The organism is Klebsiella sp. CN_Kp075 (assembly GCF_040065055.2).
In the GTDB taxonomy this organism is placed as follows: Bacteria; Pseudomonadota; Gammaproteobacteria; order Enterobacterales; family Enterobacteriaceae; genus Klebsiella; species Klebsiella aerogenes.
On sequence record NZ_CM198050.1, the window covers coordinates 1,058,434 to 1,084,415 of the forward strand.

Genomic DNA, 25,982 nt, shown 5'->3' on the forward strand with positions numbered 1-25,982 from the left:
TATTGATACGTTGACTTAAGGAATGAGTTAACCATGCAGCCAATTGATCGACCTACTGCCTTCTCTATGGACTTCTTCTCGCTCAAGGGGAAAACCGCTATCGTTACCGGCGGCAATAGCGGCCTTGGTCAGGCTTTTGCCGTCGCCCTGGCGACAGCCGGCGCGAATCTGTTTATTCCCGCTCTGCGCGAAGAACATACTCTAACCCGCGAACTTATCGAACGGCAGGGCGTTGAGATGGAATTCATGCTGGCGGATATCACCGATGTCGGCATGCCGCAGCGGATTATCGCCACCTGCTGCGAGCGTTTTGGTACCGTTGATATTCTGGTGAACAATGCTGGTATTTGTCAGTTGAATAAGGTGCTGCGCTTTGGTCGCACAGACTGGGATCCGATGATCGAAACTAACCTGACGGCGGCATTTGAGCTCAGCCACGAAGCCGCTAAAATTATGGTCCCGCGGCGAAGCGGTAAGATTATTAACATCTGCTCGGTGTTTTCTTATCTCGGCGGCAGCTGGTCGCCGGCCTATGCCGCCACCAAACATGCGCTGGCTGGATTAACCAAAGCCTACTGCGATGAGCTGGGCCCATATAATATCCAGGTCAACGGCATCGCGCCCGGCTATTACGAAACCGAAATGACCGCTATTACCCGCAGCATCCCAAAAGAGAACCGACGCGTGCTGGCGCATATACCCGCGGGCCGTTGGGGAGAAGCAGAGGATTTAATGGGTGCCGTTGTTTTCCTCTCCAGCCGGGCCTCGGACTACGTCAACGGTCATATTCTGGCGGTGGATGGCGGCTATCTGGTGCGCTGATTCACATGGCGTTGGATGAAATAGAAAACCGCCAGGGCAGCAGCCCGATGGCGGATAGGCAGGGAGTTACTCGCCGCGATAGACGCAGCCTGCGGTGCAGGTCTCTTTCACCATTACTGCGCTCAGCAGAGGAACCAGCGGTTTCATTTGATCCCAAATCCATTTGGCCAGCACTTCGCTGGTGGGATTCTCCAGTCCTGGAATATCGTTCAGGTAATAGTGGTCTAAACGATCGTAAGTCGGTTTAAACGCGGCTTTCAGCTCGGCGAAATCCATGATCCACCCGGTATGGGGATCGACTTCACCGGTAATCTCCAGACGCACCATAAAAGAGTGACCATGCAGGCGACCGCATTTGTGGCCTTTCGGTACGTGCGGCAGGTGGTGGGCGGCTTCGAAGGTGAAATCTTTAAACAGCGTGGTGGACATCATTAACTCTCAACAGGACGAAAAAAACCGCCGTAGGGTACCGGAAAGTGCATTTTTTAGCATTAACTAAAACGGCCCTGAACGCAAAATCACCGTTTTTGCGCTTTTTTGTTGATTCAATTTCTTTCTTTTCAATGGATTAACTAATCGGTTTTGTTGTTAATAACTATAACTAAAACAGGTTAGTCCATTTGGTTATTTGTTATTTCCATCCCTTCTTTAATTGTTAGTATGCCCGCCGTTAACCTTACAATCTCTTCTGTTTTTGTCGCGCTGACAGGGCGTGAATAACAGCTTTGCTTACTGGAACATAACGACGCATGACGACACAGGCCCCACCTTCCAATCTGCTGCCGCTTAACCCGGAGCAACTGGCGCGCCTACAGGCGGCCACGACCGACTTTACGCCAACCCAACTGGCTTGGGTATCCGGCTACTTCTGGGGCATGCTGAACCAGCAGCCCGGCGCCGCGGTAAGCGCGCCCGCTCAGGCGGTAGAAGCGCCGGCCATCACCCTGATTTCCGCTTCGCAAACCGGCAACGCGCGTCGGGTTGCTGAAGCGCTGCGCGACGATCTGCAGGCCGCGCAGCTGAATGTGAAACTGGTGAACGCTGGCGACTATAAATTCAAACAAATCGCCGGTGAAAAACTGCTGGTCGTGGTGACGTCGACCCAGGGCGAAGGTGAGCCGCCGGAAGAAGCCGTCGCATTGCATAAATTCCTGTTTTCAAAGAAAGCGCCGAAGCTTGATGGCACCGCCTTCGCGGTGTTTGGTCTCGGCGATACCTCCTATGAGTTTTTCTGCCAGTCCGGCAAAGATTTCGACAGCAAACTGGCCGAGCTGGGCGGCGAACGCCTGCTCGATCGCGTTGATGCCGACGTTGAATATCAAGCCGCGGCGGCGGAATGGCGCGCTCGCGTAGTGGATGTGCTGAAGGCGCGCGCGCCGACGGCTGCGCCGGCCCAGCTTGCTACCAGCGGCGCGGTCAATGAAATTCACACCAGCCCATATACTAAAGAAGCGCCGTTGACGGCGACGCTTGCAGTGAATCAGAAAATAACCGGTCGCGACTCGGAAAAAGACGTCCGTCATATCGAGATCGATCTGGGTGATTCCGGCCTGCGTTATCAGCCGGGAGATGCTCTTGGCGTCTGGTACCAGAACGATCCGGCGCTGGTCAAAGAGCTGGTGGAGCTGCTGTGGCTGAAAGGTGATGAACCGGTCACGGTAGAAGGCAAAACGCTGCCGCTGGCGCAAGCGCTGGAGTGGCATTTTGAGCTGACGGTCAATACCGCCAATATTGTTGAGAACTATGCCACCCTGACCCGTAGTGAAACGCTGCTACCGCTGGTCGGCGATAAAGCGCAGTTGCAGCACTACGCTGCCACGACGCCTATCGTCGATATGGTGCGCTTCTCGCCGGCACAGCTGGACGCAGAAGCCTTAATCGGCCTGCTGCGCCCGCTGACGCCGCGCCTCTACTCTATTGCTTCCTCACAGGCAGAAGCGGAAAACGAAGTTCACGTTACCGTTGGCGTCGTGCGTTATGACATCGAAGGCCGCGCCCGCGCTGGCGGCGCGTCCAGCTTCCTCGCCGACCGCGTGGAAGAAGATGGCGAAGTGCGTATCTTTATCGAACACAATGACAATTTCCGTCTGCCTGCTAACCCGCAAACCCCGGTTATCATGATTGGCCCTGGAACCGGGATCGCGCCGTTCCGCGCCTTTATGCAGCAGCGCGCGGCGGAAGGGGCGGAAGGGAAGAACTGGTTGTTCTTCGGCAATCCGCACTTCACGGAAGATTTCCTCTATCAGGTGGAATGGCAGAGCTACGTCAAAGAGGGCGTGCTGAGCCGTATCGACCTGGCCTGGTCCCGCGATCAACAACAAAAAATCTATGTACAGGACAAACTGCGCGAGCAGGGGGCTGAAGTGTGGCGTTGGATTAACGACGGCGCCCATATTTATGTCTGCGGCGATGCCAATCGTATGGCGAAAGACGTCGAGCAGGCGTTACTGGAAGTGATTGCCGAATACGGCGCGATGGACGCCGAAGCGGCGGACGAATTTTTAAGTGAGCTGCGCGTTGAGCGCCGTTATCAGCGAGATGTCTACTAATGAGCGAAAAACATCCTGGCCCGCTGGTGGTCGAAGGTAAACTCTCCGACGCCGAGCGTATGAAGATCGAGAGTAACTACCTGCGCGGCACCATTGCGGAAGATTTAAATGACGGCCTGACCGGCGGTTTTAAAGGCGACAACTTCCTGCTCATCCGCTTCCACGGCATGTACCAGCAGGACGACCGCGATATTCGCGCGGAACGCGCGGCGCAGAAACTGGAGCCGCGCCACGCGATGCTGCTGCGCTGCCGTCTGCCGGGCGGCGTTATCACCACCAAACAGTGGCAGGCGATCGATAAGTTCGCCGCGGATAACACCATCTACGGCAGTATTCGCCTGACTAACCGTCAGACTTTCCAGTTTCACGGTATTCTGAAGAAGAACGTGAAGCCGGTGCATCAGATGCTGCACTCCGTTGGCCTGGACGCGCTGGCGACCGCCAACGACATGAACCGTAACGTGCTGTGCACCTCGAACCCGTTTGAGTCGCAGCTGCATGCCGAAGCCTACGAGTGGGCGAAGAAGATCTCCGAGCATCTGTTACCGCGTACTCGCGCCTATGCTGAGATCTGGCTGGATCAGGAAAAGGTCGCCACCACCGATGAGGAACCGATCCTCGGCCAGACCTATCTGCCGCGTAAATTCAAAACGACGGTGGTGATCCCGCCGCAGAACGATATCGATCTGCACGCCAATGATATGAACTTCGTGGCGATTGCGGAAAACGGCAAGCTGGTTGGTTTTAACCTGCTGGTGGGCGGCGGTTTGTCTATCGAGCATGGGAATAAGAAAACCTATGCGCGAACCGCCAGCGAATTTGGCTATCTGCCGCTGGAGCACACTCTGGCGGTGGCGGAAGCGGTCGTGACCACCCAGCGTGACTGGGGTAATCGTACCGATCGTAAAAACGCGAAAACCAAATATACCCTCGAGCGCGTCGGCGTGGAGACCTTCAAGGCGGAAGTTGAGCGCCGTGCCGGGATCAAATTTGAACCGATTCGCCCTTACGAGTTTACCGGCCGCGGCGATCGCATCGGCTGGGTTAAAGGCATCGATAATAACTGGCACCTGACGCTGTTTATTGAGAACGGCCGTATTCTGGATTATCCGGGCCGCCCGCTGAAAACTGGCCTGCTGGAGATCGCGAAGATTCACAAAGGTGAATTCCGCATCACCGCCAACCAGAACCTGATCATCGCCAGCGTACCGGAAGATCAGAAAGCGCGGATCGAGAAACTGGCGCGCGATCATGGCCTGATGAATGCCGTCACGGCGCAGCGTGAGAACTCGATGGCCTGCGTGTCGTTCCCGACCTGTCCGTTAGCGATGGCTGAAGCCGAGCGTTTCCTGCCATCGTTTATCGACAAAGTGGAAGAGGTGATGAGCAAGCACGGCGTCGGTGATGAGCATATCGTAACCCGCGTCACGGGTTGCCCGAACGGCTGCGGCCGCGCGATGCTGGCGGAAGTTGGCCTGGTAGGGAAAGCGCCTGGCCGCTATAACCTGCATATCGGCGGCAACCGTAGCGGGACGCGCATCCCACGGATGTATCGTGAAAATATCACCGAGCCGGAGATCCTTGCTTCGCTCGACGAGCTGGTAGGGCGCTGGGCGAAAGAGCGCGAAGCGGGTGAAGGCTTCGGCGACTTTACGGTGCGTGCGGGCATCATTCGCCCGGTGCTCGATCCAGCGCGTGATTTCTGGGAATAACCTGAATTGCCGGATAGCGGCATGAATGCCTTATCAGGCCTACCATTCGCGTAGGCCTGATAAGCGAAGCGCCATCAGGCAAGGCACACAGTGAGGAATCTATGTCCAAACTCGATCTAAACGCGCTGAACGATCTGCCTAAAGTAGAACGCGTAATGGCGCTGGCGGAAGTTAACACTCAGCTGGAAAAACTCAGTGCCGAAGAACGCGTGGCATGGGCGCTGGAAAACCTGCCCGGCGACTATGCGCTCTCTTCAAGCTTTGGTATTCAGGCAGCGGTCAGCCTGCATCTGGTGAATCAGCTGCGCCCGGACATTCCGGTGATCCTGACCGATACCGGCTATCTGTTCCCGGAAACCTATCAGTTCATTGATGAATTAACCGAGAAGCTCAACCTGAACCTCAAAGTCTACCGGGCGACGGAAAGCGCCGCCTGGCAGGAAGCGCGTTATGGCAAACTGTGGGAGCAGGGCGTTGAAGGCATTGAGAAGTACAATGAAATCAACAAAGTTGAGCCGATGAACCGAGCGCTGAAGGAGCTTAATACCCGAACCTGGTTCGCTGGCCTGCGCCGCGAGCAGTCCGGCAGCCGGGCGCATTTGCCGGTGCTGGCTATCCAGCGCGGCGTCTTTAAGCTGCTGCCGATTATCGACTGGGATAACCGGACGGTTTATCAGTATCTGCAAAAGCACGGCCTGAAATACCACCCGCTATGGGAGCAGGGGTATTTGTCCGTCGGCGACACTCACACCACCCGTAAATGGGAACCCGGTATGGCGGAAGAAGAGACCCGCTTCTTTGGCCTCAAGCGCGAGTGCGGATTGCACGAAGGCTAATTATCCGCGCTCAGGCATGATAAATGTTTGGCGGCGAGGGTCGCCAAACATTTAATCAATATCGCGCCACGTGGCCTGGACGTGAATTTCTCCTGAGGCGCTTACGTCGCCATACCACTCGTTGTTATCCAGCGTTTTCTGCGAAATATCATCATTCATGGGAATAGAAAATTTCACCGTGGCTTTATCCATAACGCCGGGTTCGCCGGAGATATCGGTCCATGCGGAAGTGAGCCACAGCGCATCGGTCATATCGCGCCAGCTGCCGTCGCAGCCGACATCGTAGGTGTTGATGCTGCCATCCTGTTTGGTGAAGGAAAGCGTGGCCGGGAAGGGGACCTTTATGCTGCTGTCGTCGGCGCTGAAGATACAGTAGGCGCGGCCGTTAATTTGCTGCGTCGGTCCGGTGGCTTTAATCAGCACTTCGTCGGCGGCGGTTTTGCCGCTGGTGGTGACAATGTAGTTAAAGTCCAGCGAGGGTTCATCACGGCCAACGTAGCCTTCGCGCGACGGGGCGTCGCTGTAGTCTTCAGAAGAGATATTGATGCTGAATTCGCGGGGTTTGATTTCCAGCGAATTGGAGGTGTTGAAGTCGTAAACGGCGCCAGCTGATTTTGAACCAGGCATACCGCTCCCGGAAAAATTGTATAGGCGGAAAAATAGCAGGTTTCGGCTGTCAATATCGCTCATGCCCAAGGCGACCATCCGTTTAAAAAAGTTATCTGCAAAAAATAAATAAATTGAACTGGAGGAGCCCATTTCATTGAGATCATAGTAGTAATGATTATTGTATAAAGCATCATTTGTTGAACTGGTATCGCCTATTATTTTCCAGTTATTTCCATCGAGACTAAACTGGATATCCCCCTCCGTTATTGCCGACGATAGAGAACTATTGTTTAAGACGGGAGTAAAGCGAATTCTGTCATTATTTTCACCATTAGCCTGCAGTGAGTAGCTGACCATTTTGCAGGCCAAACCAGAGCGATTGCCCACGGTCTGCACCCGGCAGTTGGTATTACCTTCCCCCGGTGTTGGAGTTCCGTCGCTGTTGATAAAAACTTCATCCACGGCGTTGGTATTAATTAATCGCAAGTGCGCGCTTTTGGTAAAGGTAGCCTCCGATGCATACCAGTTTGTTCTATCATCACTCTGGTCTTTACAGCGTTCGCCTGAGCTTGGATCGTAATTTGCTCTGGTGCGGCATTCATTAATAATGAAGGATAGAGTGCTGCCGATACCCATTTGAAGCAAATACTGATAAAACGAGTTTGATAACATCCCATTAATCACAGGATTAGGATCGTCTTGTGAAGCGGGAGCACCGTAGTATCCTTGACTATCGGTTACCGAGCCTGAAATGACATAGGATGAGCAACCAGATTGCGAGCGGCTGCACGGTTTACCCAGTAAAGGGTATGAAATCGGCGAATTTTCCAGCCACATATCTACGAACATCTCGGAGTAAACGCCCAGGGTATCAGTGGCAATATATCCCAGAGAATACTGGTAAAAAGCGCCCCCTCCGCTATCGGTATCCAGCGTTTGTACCCAATTGTTACTCCCTCCCATTTCTGGAAAACCGTACATATAACTAGTGATGAAGTAGTTCCCATCAATTTGGTCATCAACGAAGACAAACGATGTCGACATATTGGAACCAATATTTTTTGTCGCCGCCCCGGCAATTGGCGCGTACAGCGCCGCGCTCAGCGCCATTAACCCTACTAGTCCTTTAAGTTTCATACTGGCCTCCTGCCATTGCGCGCCGCTGTGCTGGGGTATTTCACTTCAGCGGGCAGTCGTCGGTTATTTTGATAAATTTTTCGTTATAGACGATATAGTGGTTGCCCGGCTGGCGTAGCCCCGGCTGGCGGACGACATCGCCGGGGCGCAGGTACCAGGCGTCGCCTTCTTCTTCCGTGGTGCTGCATCCCGGTTTAATCAGCAGTTTGAACCAGGTATTGCCGGTATTGCTGAGGGCGCCGCTCGCCCGGTCGAGGGTCCATTTAAAGTGCGCGTCGCGCGGACGCACTACCAGGATGGTGTCCATTACCACTACCGGCTCCATGCTAACGCCGGCTCCCGATGCCTTACGCGCCACGTGGTTAAAGGAGGGAACTTCGCGAAACATGACGCGGTAATAACGTTCGCGGTTATCCTTCGGGCCGTGGTAGTAAAATTTGAAATATTCGCCTTCCCCGGCCTGCAGGGTCATCTGCCGCGGAGCGAACAGCAGTTCGCCGTCCGCCGGGCGGGATCGTACCTCTTTGCCGCCGGGGCGATCGATGGCGCTCACCGCTACCTGATACAGGCGCGAGCTTTTGTTGTTGTTCAGCACCCGTTTGGCGACAAACGCCGCCTCCGGGGAGAGGGAGAAGGTCAGATTACCGACCGACATCGCCTGCGCGGCCAGCGGCAGCAGGCAAAGCGCCGTCGCCAGCGCTGCGAGCCGTAGTAATCCCTTAACTTTCATTCTGGTCTTCCTCCCCCTGCACGCCCGCATAGCTCTGCAAACCGCTGCACACGACGTCGCCGACCCATACTGCGCCGCGCGCCTGGTTCAGGTCCAGCGCCACTTCGCAGCTCTGTCCTTTGCCGTAGTTAAAGTCGATGACCGGGAATTTCTTATCAATATCCATTACAAACTCGCCGTTATCGTCGGTGCGGGTACGTCCGATATGGTTGCTGATGTAGGCGTTCGTCAGCAGGCTGCCGTCCTCGGCGCGGATGCGCCCGGACACCGTCACCATCTGCTTTACTTCCGGCTCCAGCACCGCCACGTTACCTGGATAGAGCGTCAGGCGGCTTTTACGCCCGCTGACGATGTCGTAGCTGTCCAGCGAGTTTTTGCTGTTCTGCAGTTCCACTTCATAACGGTTGTACGGCGACAGCGGCAGATAGTTACGATTGCCGGAGAGCTGCACGATGCGGCCGTTAACTTTGGCGCTCAGCTGACCATCGTCCTCAAGCCCGGTATGGAAAATCACCCCGGCGTTGCCGTCGGTGCGGCCGCTGGCGGCGATATGTTTACCCTGCCAGCCGAGGCTACCGCTGGCGCTCAGGTTGGTGTTGACATAGCCGTCGGCGCCGCTATTGACGTTCAGCGTACCGTTGGCATAGCGGGTCTCGAACTGCGCATAGGCGCCGCCGCTGAGAGTTTTGTCATCGCCGGTATTGCTGGAAATCGCCCGTGACAAATTGGCGCCGATGGTACGAATTGGGCCTTCTTTAAAGCGCTTACGCGCCGAGAGGTTCGCGGTTGAATAGCCGTTCTGGTGCGACATACCGGCGCTTAGCCAGTTGCCCAGCGGCAGCGATAGGTCGAGGGCGATATATTTCCCGGTATCGCTGCCGCTATTGCTGCTGCTTCCTGAGTTATTAAAGCGCTGGATCCCGGCGCGCAGACCCAGAGAGCCGAACGAGCCGCTATAGATAGTCTGATAGTAATCGGCGGTATAGTAGTGGCTGTTGTTTTCTCGGTCGTCGTTGTAGCTGATGCTGAAAGTACCCAGTTTCGACCACAGCGAACCAAGGTTTAACGAGCCGCCAATGGCCCGGTTATCGGCATCGCTACGGCGCAGCGTGTCGCCAATTGAGGTTTTCTCCTGGTTGACCCATATGGAGCTGAAACCGCCCGGCAGCGTAGCGCTCACGCTGCTGATGGCGCTCCATGAGCCGTCGCTGGCCGCCATATTTTGCAAATTGACATTAATGGAGTTGGTTAGCGGCAGGGTAAAGCGCGCTTCAGCTACCGCGCTGGTGTCGTAACCGTAGCCTGTTGCCGCCCAGCTTAAGGTGCTGATGGCGCCCGAGGAGGACACGCCGGCCAGCCAGGTGTCTTTCGGCTCTTGTGTTTTTCTACCGCTTTGCGACCAGCGATCCATATGGAAGCTGCCGCCCCACACCTGCCAGGCCAGCGGCGCTCCCGCGCCGCGCCCGCGGCTGAACAGCTTGTTTACTCGCTGCGTGCGTTTGCTGACCGAGCGGCCGTTAATAATGACTTCAACTTCAATATCGTAGATCCCGTAGGGCAGCCCGCGGGTATCGACTTCGTGGTTACCCATCGCGAAGTTCTGCACGCTGAGCAGTCGTCCATCGCGCTTCAGGTGTACTTCACCGGCGGCGGATAAAAAGGCGACTATTGGGGTGACCGACTGGCTGTTATCAAATACCGTAGAGCTGGCCTGGTTCCCCCAGGAGACGCCATAGATTTTACCCGCGGAAATGGCGGTCATTGGGCCGAGCGACTGTAAATTCCAGGTGTCGAGCATACCGCCGGCAAAACGATGGCCAGCGAAATCGCGTTCGTACATTGCTTTATACAACTGCTGATTCTGATTGCTGGTCCCGGCGCCGTATATCGAACCGTCCAGCACGAGATGGTGTTCGCGGAATGCGGTAACGTTATTCAACGATAGATAGCTGGAGGTGCTGTCGCCGCCGCCGTTCATCTGGTTATTGTAGACTCCGAGGTTGTAGGTCAGGCTACTGCTCAGGCTATCCACGCTGGATTGGCCGATATCCTCGCTGCGCGAGCGCAGCACGGTGCCAAGCGCCTCTTTTTTCACCACCAACTGCAGCAGCAGCCGGCGCAGGTCGAACTGAATTTTCGCGTCGGCCGACAGCGGGATGCTCAGTGATTTGTTAAAAGGTTCATCCGCCATTTGCGTCAGCGCTTGCCTAATCTGATCGCTGACGGTGGCGTTTTGCTCTTTATCTTCCAGGCGAATTTGTCGCAGGCGCACCTTGCCGTTATCCAGCCAGATAAAAGCGCTACCGATGCGCTGGTCGTCCTGCGTGCCAGTATTGCTTTCGAGATGAATAAACAGCGGCAAGCTCATGCCGTCTTGCAACGCTACGCGAAACGTTTGGGGAATAATAACGCCGCCAATTTGCGAAATTTTTTCAGCGTCAGCCATAACGAAACAGGGAGACGAAAACACGACAATTCCAGACGTGATTAATACACGACGTCCATGACGATTCCATATTGAGGACATATCCCTATCCCGTGGTTATTAATCTATTTTACCGGTACAAACTGCTCACCCTGCCACAGCGCGACTCGCCCTTTGTTATCTGCGACATTCACGCGGGTGAAGCGGCGTTCTTTGCCCGGCATCAGAAAATAGCTCTCTTTGCATTCCTTACCGTCAGCGGCTTTCAGGCAGGGGCCATAGGCCAGGATGCGCAACGTGGCGTTACCGGTATTGGTCATTAAGCCGTTGTTATACTGATAGCGGAAGTTCACCTTGCGTGGCGCGACGACCAGAATGGTACCGATGCGGGCGGAAGCCGTGGCTACCGCATTGCGCCTGGCGCCGGTTTTTTGCGCGTCGCCCAGGGCCTGATCGAACCAGACGATGCGGTAATAACGCTCCTGGTCATCGGCAGGGCCTTTATAGAAAAAGCGGATTTGTTCGCTGCTCTTTGCCGGCATCAGCAGGCTGGCGGGAGTTTGTAGTACTTCATCTCGCGATGACATAGGGATCACGCGGCCATCTTCCAGCGGGGAAGAGAGGCGTTCAAGCTGGATCGTAATCAGGCGACCGCTATCGGTCGTATTCTTAACTTCTTTACTTAATGTACTGCTGCCGCTGTTCATAAAAGAGGAAATATCCCCCACGTCCAGCGCACTGGCGGGGGCGATCCCGCTTAAAAACAGACAGACTGCCAGAAGACGACATTTCATATGAATTCATCCATGAAAAAGCAGGGGAGCGACCCCTGCTTATGCAATACAAAAAATCAGCTGGTCCAGGTTGCGTCGAACTGCACGCTAACGTCGCCGCTCCAGATACCTTCCGGCAGAGTGCTGTAATCAGTTACAGCAGTTTTACCGTCGGAGGTACCGCCATTGATGGAGAAGGTGAAGCTGTCCTGGGCGCTGGTACGGCCCGCGGTGTTATAACCGTTGGACAGGGCGCTCAGGTTACCGCCCAGAATATTGTTCGCGGTATCGATCATCACGGTATCGGAAGCCTTATCAATGGCGGTGCCGTTGTAATCGATACCCACGCTCAGGGTGGAACCGGAAGTATCCAGCTGAGTCAGGGTGTTGGTCAGCAGACGAGAAGTTAGTTTGAAGCCAGTTGCAGTGGTGTCGCCTTCAACGGTGACGTCATATAGACCTTTCTGAGTGTTAAAACCTTTGATGCCGTCAGCATACTGGAAAGTCAGGCTTCCCAGCGGAGTGACAACCAGTTTGCTGGTGGTATCTTTTTTCGCGGTTGCGGACCAGGTGGCAACGGACTGCGCGGTGACGCTTGTTGCCGCCTGAGCCACACCCATACCTGCAAATGCAGCGACCAGAGCTATAGCAAGAACCTTTTTATTCATAACAATTCATCCTGATTTAAAATTAAGGGCCGGAGCCTTAGATTACGCATTAGTCATTAATGCGCGGTAATACAAATGGCTAAGTTATCTATCTAGAGAGTACTAAAAGGCCGGGCTATCTAATGTTGTATAGCCCTTTATCCCAGAGCTTGAGATATATGGTTATGTTTAATTCAATGAGCAATGTTAATTAAGTTTTATGTATTGCTAATATCGTTTTACATGAATTTTATATTTCATCTTATACATTTAAATAATTGGTTTTATTTTCTATGATTGGTTTTTATACTTATTCTTTAAATATTTCTCAAATTGAACATGGGGTTGGTTACGAAAATTAACATTTGTCTCGATGAGATAAAATGTATTCGCTTAACATGAACAAGTCAATGTGATGCCTTCATCAATATTGTGATGCAATCACGCATGTTTATGATTAGGGATAGAGGTATATGAATTTTTATTTATTAACTTCCATTTTATTTTTGTCGCGTGCTGTTAAATGTCTTTTATTTCAAAAGGATGTATGTGATTATTTGTTCGTTAGTTTTACGGGTTGTTCGTTTTTCTTAAATTCACTTTAGTACGTTGAATTGTTTTCCTTGCTTTGCTTTTATTTTTTCGTGAAATGTATTTAAATTAAATTAGTTATCAGGAGTATATTGACGACGAAGGATGGTGGGTGATTTCTATTGCCAGTAATAATCTGAGTGAATGTTTTTGTAAATGATATTGCTATGCGTTAATTTATAATCCTGAAATTTGAATGGTTGAGTTTTGTGAGTTTGGAGACAAAATTTGGCTATCATTTCATCTTTGTATTAATGACGTTGCATTGTTGGATATTTAGACTGATTCATATCATTCTTCATGAGAGTGTCTATTTTCCTGGCCATAATATTTGTGTTGGTACGGTCATTTGATTGGTTTTATGAATGTTATATGGCTGTTTATGTGTGTGAATAATAAGTAATTATATTGAGGAAGGTCATCTTTTTAATGGTTTAAAAGAGTAAATTGCATATTCGATTTTTATTATACCACTGGATATGCCGTGTCGATTTATAAGTACTGGGGGAAAACCCGACGGGGAGATGCAGGCGGAGGCGACGATTATCACCTGCTATGCTGGCATTCTCTGGATGTAGCCGCGATGGGCTACTGGATGGTAAAGAATAACATTTATGGCCTCGCGGATTATTTTCGCCGTCTGGGCCTCACCGATATTGAGGCTGCCGCTCAATTCTTTGCCTGGTTATTATGCTGGCATGACTGTGGAAAGTTTGCCCGTTCCTTCCAGCAACTCTATACCAATGACCATCTTGCCGCGGCTGTCGAAAGCCGTCGGGACTATGAAACAATACCGCATTCAACGCTGGGTTACTGGTTATGGAACACCCGTTTAAGCGAATGCCCTGAACTATTCCCTAACTCCCGGCTCCCTACGCGTAAGCTTAAACGCGTAATTGCTATGTGGATGCCGTTAACCACCGGGCACCATGGGCGTCCACCGGTGGGGATGCGCGATCTGGATAATTTTCTTCCCGCTGATATTGAAGCGGCGCACGACTTTCTGTTGGCCATTAAGGCGCTGTTTCCGCGAGTTAATATTCCGCCGTGCTGGGATGACGATGAAGGTATTGAACAGTTCAACCAGCTGTCGTGGTTTATTTCCGCTGCGGTCGTGCTGGCCGACTGGACGGGCTCATCGACCCGCTTTTTTCCGCGAGTTTCCCAACCCATGCCGCTGGAGATTTACTGGCGGAAGGCATACTCGCAGGCGGAACAGGCGATGAACGTTTTTCCGCCTGCAGCGGCGGTTGCGCCATTTACGGGAATAGACGCGTTATTTCCTTTTATTCAGCATCCCACACCGCTGCAACAGGCGGTACTTGAACTGGACATCAGCCAGCCGGGGCCGCAGTTGTTTATCCTTGAGGATGTTACCGGCGCAGGTAAAACGGAGGCGGCGTTAATTCTGACCCACCGTCTGATGTCTGCCGGAAAGGCGCAGGGGTTGTTTTTCGGTCTGCCGACCATGGCTACGGCCAATGCCATGTTTGAGCGTTTAGCGCAATCGTGGTTGGCGCTCTATCAACCCGGCGCGCTTCCAAGCCTGATGCTGGCGCACAGCGCACGCGGCTTGATGGATAGCTTTAATCAGACCATCTGGTCCGGCGATTTCTCCGGTTCGGAAGAGCCTGATGATGCTCAACCTTTTAGCCAGGGCTGCGCCGCATGGTTTGCCGATAGCAATAAAAAAGCGCTGCTGGCGGAGGTCGGCGTCGGCACGCTCGACCAGGCCATGATGGCGGTAATGCCTTTTAAACATAATAATCTGCGGTTGCTGGGGCTTGATAATAAAGTGCTGCTGGCCGACGAGATTCACGCCTACGATGCTTATATGTCGCGAATTCTGGAAAGCCTGATTGAACAACAGGCGCGCAGCGGCAATTGCGTCATTCTGCTTTCCGCTACGCTATCGCAACAGCAGCGCGATAAGCTTGTGACCGCCTTTAGTCGCGGCAGCGGCTATACCGCTGACGCGCCGTTATTGGGTTATGAAGACTACCCCTGGCTGACGCAAGTCGCAGGTCAGGAGATTATTTCCCGCCATGTTGCGACCCGCAAAGAGGTCGAGCGCAGCGTAGATATCGGCTGGCTGGATAACGAAGAGGTCTGCCTTGCCCGTATCGAGCAATCCGCCAGCGAAGGGCGCTGTATCGCCTGGATACGCAATTCAATCGACGACGCCGTGCGTATCTATCGTCAACTGCTGGCGAGAGGCGTGATTCCCGCCGAAAAAATCTCTTTATTTCATAGCCGATTCGCCTTTTATGACCGCCAGCGAATTGAGACGGAAACGCTATCGCAATTTGGTAAGCGTGGTTGCTCGCAGCGGGCGGGTAGGGTGCTGATTGCCACCCAGGTCATAGAGCAGAGCCTGGATATCGATATGGACGAAATGATCTCTGATATCGCGCCTATCGATTTACTGATTCAGCGCGCCGGCCGCCTACAGCGCCACATTCGCGATCGTCACGGTCGACTGAAAGACGGCGGAGAGGACGAACGTGCGGCGCCGCAGTTAATGATCCTCGCCCCGGAATGGGATGATGCGCCGCAGGAAGAGTGGCTGACCAGCACGATGCGCAACAGCGCTTATATCTATCCCGATCATGGCCGTCTGTGGCTGACGCAGCGCGTTTTGCGACAGCAGGGGGCCATTCGGATGCCGCAATCTGCCCGATTGTTGATTGAATCCGTTTACGGGGAAGATATCGCCATTCCGGACGGATTAGCGAAAGCAGAGCAAACGCAAGAGGCGAAATATTACTGCGATCGCGCGTTTGCCCATCAAATGCTCCTGAACTTTAAGCCGGGATATAGCCCCGATAGCAGTGATTTCCTGGCTGACAAACTCTCGACCCGCCTGGCGGAAGAATCAGTCACGCTGTGGCTGGCGAAAAGCGAAGGTGGACAATTGCTGCCATACGCCTGCGGCGCGCATCCGTGGGAAATGAGCATGTTGCGGGTACGCGAAAGCTGGTGGCGTAAACATAAGTCAGAATTCGCGCTTCTGGACGGCGAACCGCTACAGCGGTGGTGCGTAGAGCAGCACCAGAACCCGGATTTCGCCATCGTGATTATGGTAACGGATTCTCCCGCCTGCGGTTATTCGGCCAGTGAAGGATTAATCGGAATAATGGAGGTATAGCAGCTAACCACATGAATAATTTCTCTCTTTTAACAACTTCCTGGCTTCCGGTCCGTTATCGCGATGGCACCACGGGTAAGCTGGCGCCGATCGGGTTGGCGGATGAAAACGTGGTGGATATCGCCGCCACGCGAGCGGATTTACAAGGCGCTGCCTGGCAATTTCTGTTAGGGCTGTTGCAGAGCGCGATGGCGCCCAAAAACCGCAATGGTTGGGAAGATATCTGGGAAGATGGGTTATGCGCGGAGACGCTCGCCGCGGCATTAGCGCCGCTGGAGGCTGCCTTCCAGTTTGGCCCGGATGCGCCCGCGTTTATGCAGGATTTCGATTCGTTAGTGGGGGGCGAGATACCGATTGCCTCTCTGTTGCCGGATGTTCCTGGCGCGCAGACCACCAAATTCAATAAAGATCATTTTATCAAACGTGGTGTGACCACATCCTTTTGCCCGCACTGCGCGGCGCTGGCGTTATTCTCACTGCAGCTTAATGCGCCCGCTGGCGGCAAAGGCTACCGCACCGGGCTGCGCGGCGGCGGGCCGCTGACCACGCTGATTGAACTGCAGGAGTATGAAGGTGAGCGTCTCACCCCACTGTGGCGCAAGTTGTGGCTCAACGTGCTACCGCAGGATGCCGCGGATATGCCGTTACCTGCCTCCTGGGATGAGTCCATTTTCCCATGGCTTGCCCCGACGCGCACCAGTGAGCAGGCCAGCGCCATCACCACCCCTGAGCAGGTTAATAAGTTGCAGGCGTACTGGGGAATGCCGCGCCGTATCCGTCTGGATTTCGTCGCCACCCGGCGAGGGACCTGTGATATCTGTGCCAGCGAAAGCGATACGCTACTCAGTCAGATGGCGGTCAAAAACTACGGCGTAAACTATGATGGCTGGCGCCACCCGCTCACGCCGTATCGCCTGGCGCTGAAAGGCGACGGCGGATTCTTTTCCGTCAAACCACAGCCCGGCGGGCTTATCTGGCGCGACTGGCTGGGGCTAAGCCAGGACAATCAAACGGAAAACAACAGCGAATTCCCGGCCCTGGTCGTCAAGGCGTTCAACGCGCGTGGCCTCAACAATATAAAAGCCGGCCTGTGGGGATTCGGCGCCGACTTCGACAACATGAAGATTCGCTGCTGGTACGAACACCATTTCCCGCTGTTGATGGACGAAAGCACGATCCCGCATTTACGCAAAGCCACGCAAACCGCCATACGCCTGCTAAGCCTGCTGCGCAGCGCGCTCAAAGAGGCGTGGTTTGACGACCCCAAAGGCGCGCGCGGCGACTTCAGCTTTATCGATATCGATTTCTGGAACCAGACCCAGCCGCGCTTTTTGAATCTCATCAACGAACTGGAGGATGGCCAATCCGTACAGGAGCGGCTGGATAGATGGCAAAGCGAGTTGTGGTTATTCGTTCGTCGCTGCTTTGACGATCGCGTCTTTACCAATCCCTATGAAAACAACGATCTGGCGCGCTGCATGACCGCGCGAAAAAAATATTTCGCTACTTCGGACGAAAAGAAGAGTGCAAAAGCCGCCAGGCCTAAAAAGCAGGAGGCTGCGCAATGAATGTTGTAAGTGATGAACATAAGGCCACGCTGCGTCAATGGCATGAAGAGCTGCAGGAGAAGCGTGGGCTGCGGGCCAGCCTGCGGCGTAGCGCGACGCTGAACGATGTTTGCCTGTCGGAAGGATTCCGCTCCCTGATGATGCAAACGCATTCTCTGTGGAATACCGAGGGGAAGGAGTGGCGCTTTACCGCGTTGGCGCTGGTGGCGGCGCTGGCGGCGCAGGTGAAAACAATTGATGAACGCCAGACGTTCGCCGCTCAACTGGGACAGAAAACGGGTGATAACCCGGTGATGTCGAGGCTGCGGTTCGCTCGGCTGTCGGCGGTCAAAACCCCGGACGAACTACTTCGCCAACTGCGCCGCGCGGTAAGTCTGCTGCACGGCTCAGTCAATTTGTTGTCGCTGGCAGATGATGTCTTTCGCTGGTGCCGGGAACAAAACGATTTACTGAATCACCGCCGCCGTCAGCAGCGGCCAATCGAATTTATCCGTATCCGCTGGGCGCTGGACTATTACCAGGCCGGCGATGCCGAATGATTTTAAAAGGAACTTCAAATGACGACTTTTATTCAGCTTCACTTACTGACCGCTTATCCTGCCGCTAACTTGAACCGCGACGACACCGGTGCGCCGAAAACGGTTGTGCTTGGCGGCGCGACCCGCTTACGCATCTCATCGCAGAGCCTGAAACGCGCATGGCGTACTTCCGAGCTTTTTGAGCAAGCGCTGGCCGGTCATATTGGCATCCGTAGCGGCCGCATTGCCCGTGAAGCCGCGGAAATTCTGGTAAAAAGCGGGATTGAGCCAAAGAAAGCGGTGGATTACGTCAAAGCTATCGCTGAATGCTTTGGCAAAGTGAAAACTAAAGCGGATCAAAACGATCCGCTGAAGTGTTCTGAAACTGAACAGCTGGCGCATATCAGCCCCGCAGAGTTTGACGCAGTGAAAGCGCTGGCGCATCGCCTGGCGGAAGAAAAACGTGCAGCAACCAAAGAGGAAGCGGCGCTGCTGCGCCACGACCGCATGGCGGTGGATATTGCTATGTTTGGCCGCATGTTGGCGGATCAACCAACCTATAACGTTGAGGCTGCCTGCCAGGTGGCGCACGCTTTTGGCGTTAGCGAAACCATTGTTGAGGACGATTTCTTTACCGCGGTGGATGATTTACGCGCGGCCTCTGAAGATGCTGGCGCAGGCCACTTAGGCGAAACGGGTTTTGGATCGGCGCTGTTTTATACCTATATCTGCATTGATAAAGATTTGCTGGTAAAAAACCTCAATGGTAATGAAGAACTGGCGAACAAAACGCTACGCGCTTTCACCGAAGCGGCGCTAAAAGTCTCTCCAACCGGCAAACAGAACAGCTTCGCCAGCCGAGCCTACGCGTCCTGGGCGCTGGCGGAAAAAGGCACCGATCAACCGCGCTCACTGGCGGCGGCATTTTATCAGCCCATTAATGGCGGCGATCAGCTGGATGTCGCGGTGCAGCGCATTACGACCCTGCAGGAAAATATGAATACGGTCTACGGGCAGCAGACGGCATTTCAGCGCTTCGATGTAATGAATAAGCAGGGAAGCATGAACGACGTGCTTGATTTCATCTGCGCGTAAGGGGCGGCTTATGAGCCAATATCTGGTTTTTCAGCTTCATGGGCCGATGGCGTCGTGGGGCGTGGACGCCCCCGGCGAAGTCCGTCACAGCCATGAGCTGCCATCCCGGTCTGCGCTGCTGGGGCTGTTGGCGGCGTCGTTAGGGATCCGCCGTGAAGAAGAGCAGCGGTTAAGGGCCTTTAACCAGCACTATACCTTTTTGCTCTGCGCCAGCAGCGAACCGCGCTGGGCGCGAGACTATCACACCGTACAGGTGCCGAAAGAGGTGCGTAATGCGCGCTATTTCAGTCGCCGTGAAGAGTTGCAGGATCCTGAACTGCTCAGCGCGCTGATCTCCCGGCGCGATTATTATACCGATGCCTGGTGGATGGTTGCCGTTGCGGTTACGCCGGATGCGCCTTACACGCTGGAGCAGTTACATGAGGCGCTGCGCCATCCGGTATTTCCGCTGTACCTGGGGCGCAAAAGCCATCCGTTGGCGCTGCCGTTAATGCCGCTGTTGCTTGCGGGACACGCTGCGGATGTACTTCGCCAGGCTTATCGCCAGTATCAGGAGAAATTTAGCCTATTGAGGCTTTCTCTGAGGCAGTTACAGGATCAATGCTGGTGGGAGGGCGAGCACGCCGGTTTAGTCGCGAACAAAATACTGCGGCGTCGCGATTGTCCGCTGAACCGCCAGCAGTGGCTGTTTGGCGAGCGTACCGTTAATCAGGGATCCTGGCTTAGCAAGGAGGAAACGTGTACCTCTCAAGAATAACGTTGCATACCGCGCAGCTATCGCCATTACGTCTCTTGCACCTGGTGGACCGCGGTGAATATGTCATGCATCAGTGGTTGTGGCAGCTTTTTCCCGCAGAACAACAGCGGCAGTTTTTATATCGGCGCGAAGAGCTACAGGGGGCGTTTCGTTTCTTTGTACTGTCAGCGCAGCTGCCTGCAGAGAGCGAAATTTTTGAGATCCAAAGCCGCGCGTTCAACCCGCAACTCCGTGTCGGGCAGAAATTGCGGTTTAGCCTGCGGGCAAACCCAACGATTTGCAAATCAGGCAAACGCCACGATTTGCTAATGGATGCCAAACGGCAGGTTAAAGGGCTCGTTGAGTCTAAGGATATCTGGGCGCATCAACGGCAGGCCGCGCTGGACTGGTTAACCCGGCAGGGCGAGCAAAGCGGATTCGCTTTAGCGGAGGCCGACGTGGATGCTTATCGTCAGCAACTGATACGCCGCGAAAAATCACGCCAGGCGATCCAGTTCAGCAGCGTGGACTATACCGGCACGCTGGTGATTAGCGATCCTGCGTTATTTTTGCAGCGGCTGGCGTCGGGATACGGTAAAAGCCGGGCTTTTGGCTGTGGGATGATGATGATCAAACCCGGAGATGACGAGTGATCTTTGTGCCGCTAAATCCCATCCCGCTAAAAGATCGCACGTCGATGATCTTTCTCCAGTATGGGCAGATCGATGTGCTGGATGGCGCATTTGTGTTGATCGACAAAACCGGGATCCGTACCCATATCCCGGTAGGGTCGGTAGCCTGCATTATGCTGGAGCCGGGAACGCGGGTTTCGCATGCGGCGGTGCGTCTGGCCTCGACCGTCGGGACGCTGCTGGTATGGGTAGGAGAGGCGGGGGTACGGGTATACTCCTCCGGGCAACCCGGCGGCGCGCGGGCCGACAAACTGTTGTACCAGGCTAAGCTGGCGCTGGATGACGATTTGCGGCTGAAGGTGGTGCGTAAAATGTATGAACTGCGTTTTCGCGAGGCGCCGCCCGCGCGCCGCTCCGTTGAACAGCTGCGCGGCATTGAAGGATCCCGCGTTCGCCAAACCTATGCGCTGTTAGCGAAACGTTACGGCGTGAAATGGCACGGGCGTAATTATGATCCGAAAGATTGGGCAAAAGGGGATATCGTCAATCAGTGCATCAGCGCGGCGACATCGTGTCTGTATGGCATTTCAGAGGCGGCGATACTGGCGGCTGGCTATGCGCCAGCCATCGGTTTTATCCACAGCGGTAAGCCGCTTTCGTTCGTTTATGATATTGCTGACATTATTAAATTCGATGCCGTGGTGCCCAAGGCATTTGAGATCGCCGCTCGTCATACTGCTGAACCGGATAAAGAAGTAAGGCTGGCCTGTCGCGATATTTTCCGCAGCACAAAACTGACAGGAAAATTGATTCCGTTGATTGAAGAGGTGTTGTCGGCAGGCGAAATCGAACCGCCTCAACCACCGCCGGATATGCTGCCGCCAGCGATACCTGAGCCTGAATCAATGGGGGATAGCGGGCATCGAGGGCATGGCTGATGAGTATGCTTATGGTGGTGACGGAAAATGTCCCTCCTCGTCTGCGGGGGCGGCTTGCCATCTGGCTGCTGGAGGTTCGGGCGGGAGTCTACGTTGGCGATACCTCAAAGCGGATCCGGGAAATGATTTGGCAGCAGGTGATACAGCTTAGCGATTGCGGAAATGTGGTGATGGCCTGGGCAACGAACAGCGAATCTGGTTTTGAGTTTCAAACCTGGGGAGAGAACCGCCGCATGCCGGTAGATTTGGATGGCTTACGACTGGTGTCATTTCTTCCCATTGAAAATCAATGAGTTGAATGTTCTTTAATAATATGAAATTGTTGGAATAAAGTTGGTAGATTGTTGGTGCCTTAAAAAGGCATTAAAAAACAGTAATATATGTTTAGAGTGTTCCCCGCGCCAGCGGGGATAAACCGGCAACTTCTCTTTATCGACTCCGTCAGCTTACGTGTTCCCCGCGCCAGCGGGGATAAACCGCCGCGTGGCCGCGATGGGGTGAATAACCAGAAGTGTTCCCCGCGCCAGCGGGGATAAACCGTAATGACCTGCTGACTGCAATTGCGCTGGGCAGTGTTCCCCGCGCCAGCGGGGATAAACCGTTGAGGCCTCACCGGGTGAAATTCAGGTATTGGTGTTCCCCGCGCCAGCGGGGATAAACCGTGAATACTGGCGAACTGGTGCTGGTCGATACGGTGTTCCCCGCGCCAGCGGGGATAAACCGCGCCGGGCTGATTTGCCCGGAAAGAACGGCGGGTGTTCCCCGCGCCAGCGGGGATAAACCGTAACGGTAAATACGGCCCTGAATCCAGTGTGGGTGTTCCCCGCGCCAGCGGGGATAAACCGTTCATTAAGCGTGTCAGCAATGACTATCTAATGTGTTCCCCGCGCCAGCGGGGATAAACCGGCTGTGCTGCAGGTTATTTTGTATATGTTACAGTGTTCCCCGCGCCAGCGGGGATAAACCGTGTCGATAGCCATCAAAAGTGGTATAACCTTGGTGTTCCCCGCGCCAGCGGGGATAAACCGGGGTATGCCCGCGCCACGGTGAGATTGTTATGGTGTTCCCCGCGCCAGCGGGGATAAACCGCAGGTCCGTTTAAAAATCTCGACACGCGGCGCGTGTTCCCCGCGCCAGCGGGGATAAACCGGCAACGTTAATTACGCAAAACCAGGTGTCACTGTGTTCCCCGCGCCAGCGGGGATAAACCGCCAATAGCGCATTATTACCAGAATATCGCAAACGTGTTCCCCGCGCCAGCGGGGATAAACCGGCGGAGTGGCTGGAAACGGTTGTCCGGCCTGAGTGTTCCCCGCGCCAGCGGGGATAAACCGGCCTATATGAGTGACCGCGACGGGTCTGTTCGGTGTTCCCCGCGCCAGCGGGGATAAACCGGTTACGTAGGCGCGCTGCTCAATCAGCCTGATGTGTTCCCCGCGCCAGCGGGGATAAACCGGGCTTAAGAGGAAAGAGATAACGTCATATACTGTGTTCCCCGCGCCAGCGGGGATAAACCATACAGACGCGGCAACCAATGCGCTGACCTGGCGTGTTCCCCGCGCCAGCGGGGATAAACCGGTGTGGTAATTATTGAGACGTGCTACGCCAAAGTGTTCCCCGCGCCAGCGGGGATAAACCGAGTGATTCTCGTGCACTATCAAAGCGTCTGGAGTGTTCCCCGCGCCAGCGGGGATAAACCGTTATTCAGGAATTCTATTGTGTCTTTTGCTTGCGTGTTCCCCGCGCCAGCGGGGATAAACCGAGACAGCCAATAAATGGCTGCCGCAGCTGATGGTGTTCCCCGCGCCAGCGGGGATAAACCGTTCGGCAACGAGCGCAACGACTATCTGATCAGCGTGTTCCCCGCGCCAGCGGGGATAAACCGATATGCAGGATATTAAAAATTTCAAACCGGCAGTGTTCCCCGCGCCAGCGGGGATAAACCTGCGGTGGATAAAGCGCAGGTCGTCATGGGGGTCGTGTTCCCCGCGCCAGCGGGGATAAACCGGCAGGAAAATCTACAGCCTTCCTACATAGGACGTGTTCCCCGCGCCAGCGGGGATAAACCGACGCGCTACAACGTCCAGCACATCGCGATTGAGTGTTCCCCGCGCCAGCGGGGATAAACCGCTCATTCAGTATCTCGGTCATTTTGTCGGCGGGTGTTCCCCGCGCCAGCGGGGATAAACCGGGTAGGTAAAAACATGCCTCATAAATTATCGAGTGTTCCCCGCGCCAGCGGGGATAAACCGTATTTCCCCTCGGTTGAGAAAGAAGTTAAGGAGTGTTCCCCGCGTCAGCGGGGACAAACCGTAGATTTGTTTTAGGTGACGATTGCCACTTCTCATTCCCATTTCATTCTCGACTCTTTAGCTTTCCCCACTAACCTTTCGCTCAGAAAAATCCGGAGATGGGCACTGTCGGCCAAATTTCTCAGCCCAGGGGAATGGCGCCCCGTTTTTCACGTAAAGCTGGTACAGCCGCTTAACCGATTGTTGGTCGCTCGAGACCCAATTGCTGGCATTGCAAAGTATAGCGGCATAAGCCTGAGATTTTCGCGGTAGCAAACTGGCTGCTTTTTCAGCAAGTTTTGCCGCCCTCCAGCGATAATGCTCAACATTGTTGAATGGTTTGGGTCGTGAATGCTGTATGCGATATTGCTCCTCGCTACCAACCCAGGAGTGTACTCCAGAGATATTGTTTGTGGCGTCTGCGCAGGACAGGTACGTATTTGCGTCACTTAAATACTTTTGGTCAGGCTCCAAAAAATAGCTCATCAGGTTGTTGCCATGCTCGCGTAGAATGACCGCAGCCTGCCACCAGCCCTCGGCCTGGGTTATTTTAGAGCCGCTTTCGGGAAGCGAATCAACAAATGACTGTGCAAGCTGGCGGTCCTGCTGATTATCAAAATAGGGTAAGGCTTTTTGATACTGGCCATCGCGCATCAGGCGATGGGCGAGGAGGGTGCGAAATTCGATACCGTATGTATCTTCCTTATCGCGCTGTGGATTTTGCGTTTGTGGCGAGTCTGATGGCGGAAAATGTTGGTCTACAAATGCTGTTAACTCTTCCATGGTGAGTAGCCGCTCGCCAATCCAGAACGGACCTCGCCAGTAGTATGTTGGGCGATACATCAGCTCCATTGCTTGAGCATAATTATTATTTTTTAACGCCAGTAATGCCCGCTCGGCGCTAATTCGCTCACTCGGAATCTCATATGAGTACTCCTCGATTGCCATACTGAAGAATGGGTTTACCCAATTATCTCCTTCCACGGGAAGAGAACTGGCCGCTTTTTCGTACCAGACGGTCGCCTTTTTTAGATCACCTTCCCGCAATGCCATTTTAGCCCTCAGCCATGAGGCCAGCATATTCTCTTCCGCATGTTGTAATAGCTGCGTAACCGTAGAATATCGTCCGTAACGGTAGGCCAGGGCGATAAGATGAACATCCGAAGGCAAATCATCATTGGCCGTTTTTAACAGCGCTGCCACCACTTTAGGGTAGTAAGCGCCAATCTGAAAGGTGCCGTCATTGGCTGAAGCATCAACGGGGGTAGCGTTCAAATGGGCAATAAGCAACCGCCGGACAAGCGGGTCAGCAATATGCTTTTGCAGGAAAACATCATTTTCCGGATGATTTATATTCTCGGCCACTTGATATAACCGTACGCTGCTGGGCAGCGAGCCCTGTGCCGCCAGCCGGGCATTAAAATGGGCTTCTGCAACAAAGCCGTCCGTTTCGTTTTGCCTGGCGATACGCGCCTGTTGTACTAAACCTGCCAGTGAAAGTAACTGCGGATCGTCCTGGCCGTTACGTACGGTATCGATAATTTGCTGAAAGAGAGCAAAGGCCTTTGCTGATTCATCACGGCTACCCTCAATATCTCTAGTGTCGGGCAAGGCTTCCAGATCGCTTAAGCTGGCTAGTGGATTTTCCTGGATTAAATCCTGCCCCAGCGCAAAAAGCGCTTTTAATCCCCATTCGCCTTGCCGGTCCGCCGGTAGCGCAAGCAGCTGGCGGAAATATTCACGTGCTAGTTCACGATCGCTGTCGTACGCAACGGCGCCGAGCGCGTACAGGCGCTCGGCGGTTGGAAGACTAGTAGTCATCTTCTCGGCGGCCTCTACTGAGCCGCTCTCGAGGATCGCTTTCAACTGGGCGCCCTGAGCGGAAGTGGCGAGCTTATCTTTGGCGGTGTCGCGCCATTGCGGCAGGAGCGGGTCGGGCGGTAACAGGTGGCTGCTGACAAATGCAAAGTTGCCCTGCGGCAATTCGAGCAGGTGGGCCTCGCGGTTAGTCAGAAAAAAATAGTCCGGGCATTCCGACAATGGAGATTCGCAGGCGTGGCCGCTGGCTGCTCCAGGCGCGGCAATCAGAAATACAGCCAGGGACAATTTGCGTAAAGACATATTGCATTCCTTGCGAAGATGCCTGGCATCCTGCCAGGCCGGCGCTTAATGTTGGCTAAAACGATATAACGTCTTAAGTAGAGACATTATTGTTCATGGGCGAC

General features: G+C 54.2%; 19 protein-coding genes and 1 CRISPR repeat array. Of the genes, 12 read left to right on the top strand and 7 right to left on the bottom strand.

All coding sequences use genetic code 11. The features are described from left to right. Nucleotides 1–33: 33 nt before the first annotated feature. The gene (locus ABLV78_RS05055; RefSeq protein ID WP_072251457.1) at nt 34–822 is read left to right on the top strand and encodes an SDR family oxidoreductase; all 789 of its coding nucleotides are present in this window, start codon (nt 34–36) and stop codon (nt 820–822) included. Between the two features lie 66 nt (nt 823–888). Here the strand turns inward: ABLV78_RS05055 and queD are convergent, their stop codons facing one another. Next, a complete protein-coding gene (queD, locus tag ABLV78_RS05060) occupies nt 889–1,254 on the bottom strand; it encodes a 6-carboxytetrahydropterin synthase QueD (protein WP_015369973.1) in 366 nt (121 codons plus the stop codon). 317 nt (nt 1,255–1,571) lie between these two features. On the opposite strand from queD, the gene cysJ reads away from it, so the two are divergent. The 3 genes from cysJ to cysH all read left to right on the top strand — a co-directional run bounded on the left by cysJ (nt 1,572) and on the right by cysH (nt 5,919). After that, a complete protein-coding gene (gene cysJ / locus ABLV78_RS05065) occupies nt 1,572–3,371 on the top strand; it encodes an NADPH-dependent assimilatory sulfite reductase flavoprotein subunit (RefSeq protein WP_047044245.1) in 1,800 nt (599 codons plus the stop codon). Continuing rightward, nucleotides 3,371–5,083: an assimilatory sulfite reductase (NADPH) hemoprotein subunit gene (gene cysI, locus ABLV78_RS05070; RefSeq protein WP_015369975.1), complete on the top strand. Its 1,713-nt coding sequence runs from the start codon at nt 3,371–3,373 to the stop codon at nt 5,081–5,083. The genes cysJ and cysI overlap by 1 nt, the downstream gene beginning before the upstream one ends. A 101-nt stretch (nt 5,084–5,184) precedes the next feature. Further along, nucleotides 5,185–5,919 carry a phosphoadenosine phosphosulfate reductase gene (cysH, locus tag ABLV78_RS05075; protein WP_015369976.1) on the top strand — a complete coding sequence of 245 codons (735 nt, stop codon included), beginning with the start codon at nt 5,185–5,187 and terminating at the stop codon, nt 5,917–5,919. A gap of 51 nt (nt 5,920–5,970) precedes the next feature. Here cysH and ABLV78_RS05080 read toward each other — a convergent pair whose 3' ends face one another. The 5 genes from ABLV78_RS05080 to ecpA are packed head-to-tail and all read right to left on the bottom strand — an operon-like array spanning nt 5,971 to nt 12,261. After that, nucleotides 5,971–7,665 carry a fimbrial adhesin EcpD family protein gene (locus ABLV78_RS05080; RefSeq protein WP_047044246.1) on the bottom strand — a complete coding sequence of 565 codons (1,695 nt, stop codon included), beginning with the start codon at nt 7,663–7,665 and terminating at the stop codon, nt 5,971–5,973. A 40-nt stretch (nt 7,666–7,705) separates the two neighbouring features. After that, on the bottom strand, nt 7,706–8,395 hold the full coding sequence (locus ABLV78_RS05085; protein ID WP_047044248.1) for a fimbrial biogenesis chaperone: 690 nt from the start codon (nt 8,393–8,395) through the stop codon (nt 7,706–7,708). Continuing rightward, nucleotides 8,385–10,922, bottom strand: coding sequence for a fimbrial biogenesis outer membrane usher protein (locus ABLV78_RS05090; RefSeq protein WP_088389774.1), 2,538 nt, complete (start codon nt 10,920–10,922; stop codon nt 8,385–8,387). Before ABLV78_RS05090 ends, ABLV78_RS05085 begins: the two co-directional genes overlap by 11 nt. Nucleotides 10,923–10,945: 23 nt before the next feature. Next, nucleotides 10,946–11,614 carry an EcpB family pilus assembly chaperone gene (locus tag ABLV78_RS05095; RefSeq protein WP_047044250.1) on the bottom strand — a complete coding sequence of 223 codons (669 nt, stop codon included), beginning with the start codon at nt 11,612–11,614 and terminating at the stop codon, nt 10,946–10,948. 56 nt (nt 11,615–11,670) lie between these two features. Continuing rightward, on the bottom strand, nt 11,671–12,261 hold the full coding sequence (ecpA, locus tag ABLV78_RS05100) for a common pilus major fimbrillin subunit EcpA (protein ID WP_047044252.1): 591 nt from the start codon (nt 12,259–12,261) through the stop codon (nt 11,671–11,673). A 1,054-nt stretch (nt 12,262–13,315) separates the two neighbouring features. On the opposite strand from ecpA, the gene ABLV78_RS05105 reads away from it, so the two are divergent. Genes ABLV78_RS05105 through cas2e form a run of 8 tightly spaced genes read left to right on the top strand, consistent with a single transcriptional unit; the run spans nt 13,316 to nt 21,759 of the window. Beyond that, a complete protein-coding gene (locus tag ABLV78_RS05105) occupies nt 13,316–15,979 on the top strand; it encodes a CRISPR-associated helicase/endonuclease Cas3 (RefSeq protein ID WP_047044254.1) in 2,664 nt (887 codons plus the stop codon). 11 nt (nt 15,980–15,990) lie between these two features. Next, nucleotides 15,991–17,547 (top strand): type I-E CRISPR-associated protein Cse1/CasA, encoded by a 1,557-nt coding sequence (gene casA / locus ABLV78_RS05110; protein ID WP_047044256.1) that lies wholly within the window; start codon nt 15,991–15,993, stop codon nt 17,545–17,547. Continuing rightward, on the top strand, nt 17,544–18,086 hold the full coding sequence (gene casB, locus ABLV78_RS05115; RefSeq protein ID WP_047044258.1) for a type I-E CRISPR-associated protein Cse2/CasB: 543 nt from the start codon (nt 17,544–17,546) through the stop codon (nt 18,084–18,086). Before casA ends, casB begins: the two co-directional genes overlap by 4 nt. 18 nt (nt 18,087–18,104) lie before the next feature. Next, nucleotides 18,105–19,160: a type I-E CRISPR-associated protein Cas7/Cse4/CasC gene (gene cas7e, locus ABLV78_RS05120; RefSeq protein ID WP_047044260.1), complete on the top strand. Its 1,056-nt coding sequence runs from the start codon at nt 18,105–18,107 to the stop codon at nt 19,158–19,160. Between the two features lie 10 nt (nt 19,161–19,170). Further along, the gene (cas5e, locus tag ABLV78_RS05125) at nt 19,171–19,917 is read left to right on the top strand and encodes a type I-E CRISPR-associated protein Cas5/CasD (RefSeq protein WP_047044262.1); all 747 of its coding nucleotides are present in this window, start codon (nt 19,171–19,173) and stop codon (nt 19,915–19,917) included. Continuing rightward, a complete protein-coding gene (gene cas6e, locus ABLV78_RS05130) occupies nt 19,899–20,549 on the top strand; it encodes a type I-E CRISPR-associated protein Cas6/Cse3/CasE (RefSeq protein ID WP_047044264.1) in 651 nt (216 codons plus the stop codon). Before cas5e ends, cas6e begins: the two co-directional genes overlap by 19 nt. Then, nucleotides 20,546–21,466 (top strand): type I-E CRISPR-associated endonuclease Cas1e, encoded by a 921-nt coding sequence (gene cas1e / locus ABLV78_RS05135; RefSeq protein ID WP_047044267.1) that lies wholly within the window; start codon nt 20,546–20,548, stop codon nt 21,464–21,466. The genes cas6e and cas1e overlap by 4 nt, the downstream gene beginning before the upstream one ends. Next, nucleotides 21,466–21,759, top strand: a complete 294-nt coding sequence (gene cas2e, locus ABLV78_RS05140; protein ID WP_047044269.1) for a type I-E CRISPR-associated endoribonuclease Cas2e — start codon at nt 21,466–21,468, stop codon at nt 21,757–21,759. The genes cas1e and cas2e overlap by 1 nt, the downstream gene beginning before the upstream one ends. 96 nt (nt 21,760–21,855) lie before the next feature. Then, nucleotides 21,856–23,779: direct repeats of the CRISPR family, unit length 29 nt; unit sequence GTGTTCCCCGCGCCAGCGGGGATAAACCG. A gap of 56 nt (nt 23,780–23,835) precedes the next feature. Here cas2e and ABLV78_RS05145 read toward each other — a convergent pair. Next, on the bottom strand, nt 23,836–25,878 hold the full coding sequence (locus ABLV78_RS05145) for a hypothetical protein (protein WP_047044271.1): 2,043 nt from the start codon (nt 25,876–25,878) through the stop codon (nt 23,836–23,838). Nucleotides 25,879–25,982: the final 104 nt, after the last annotated feature.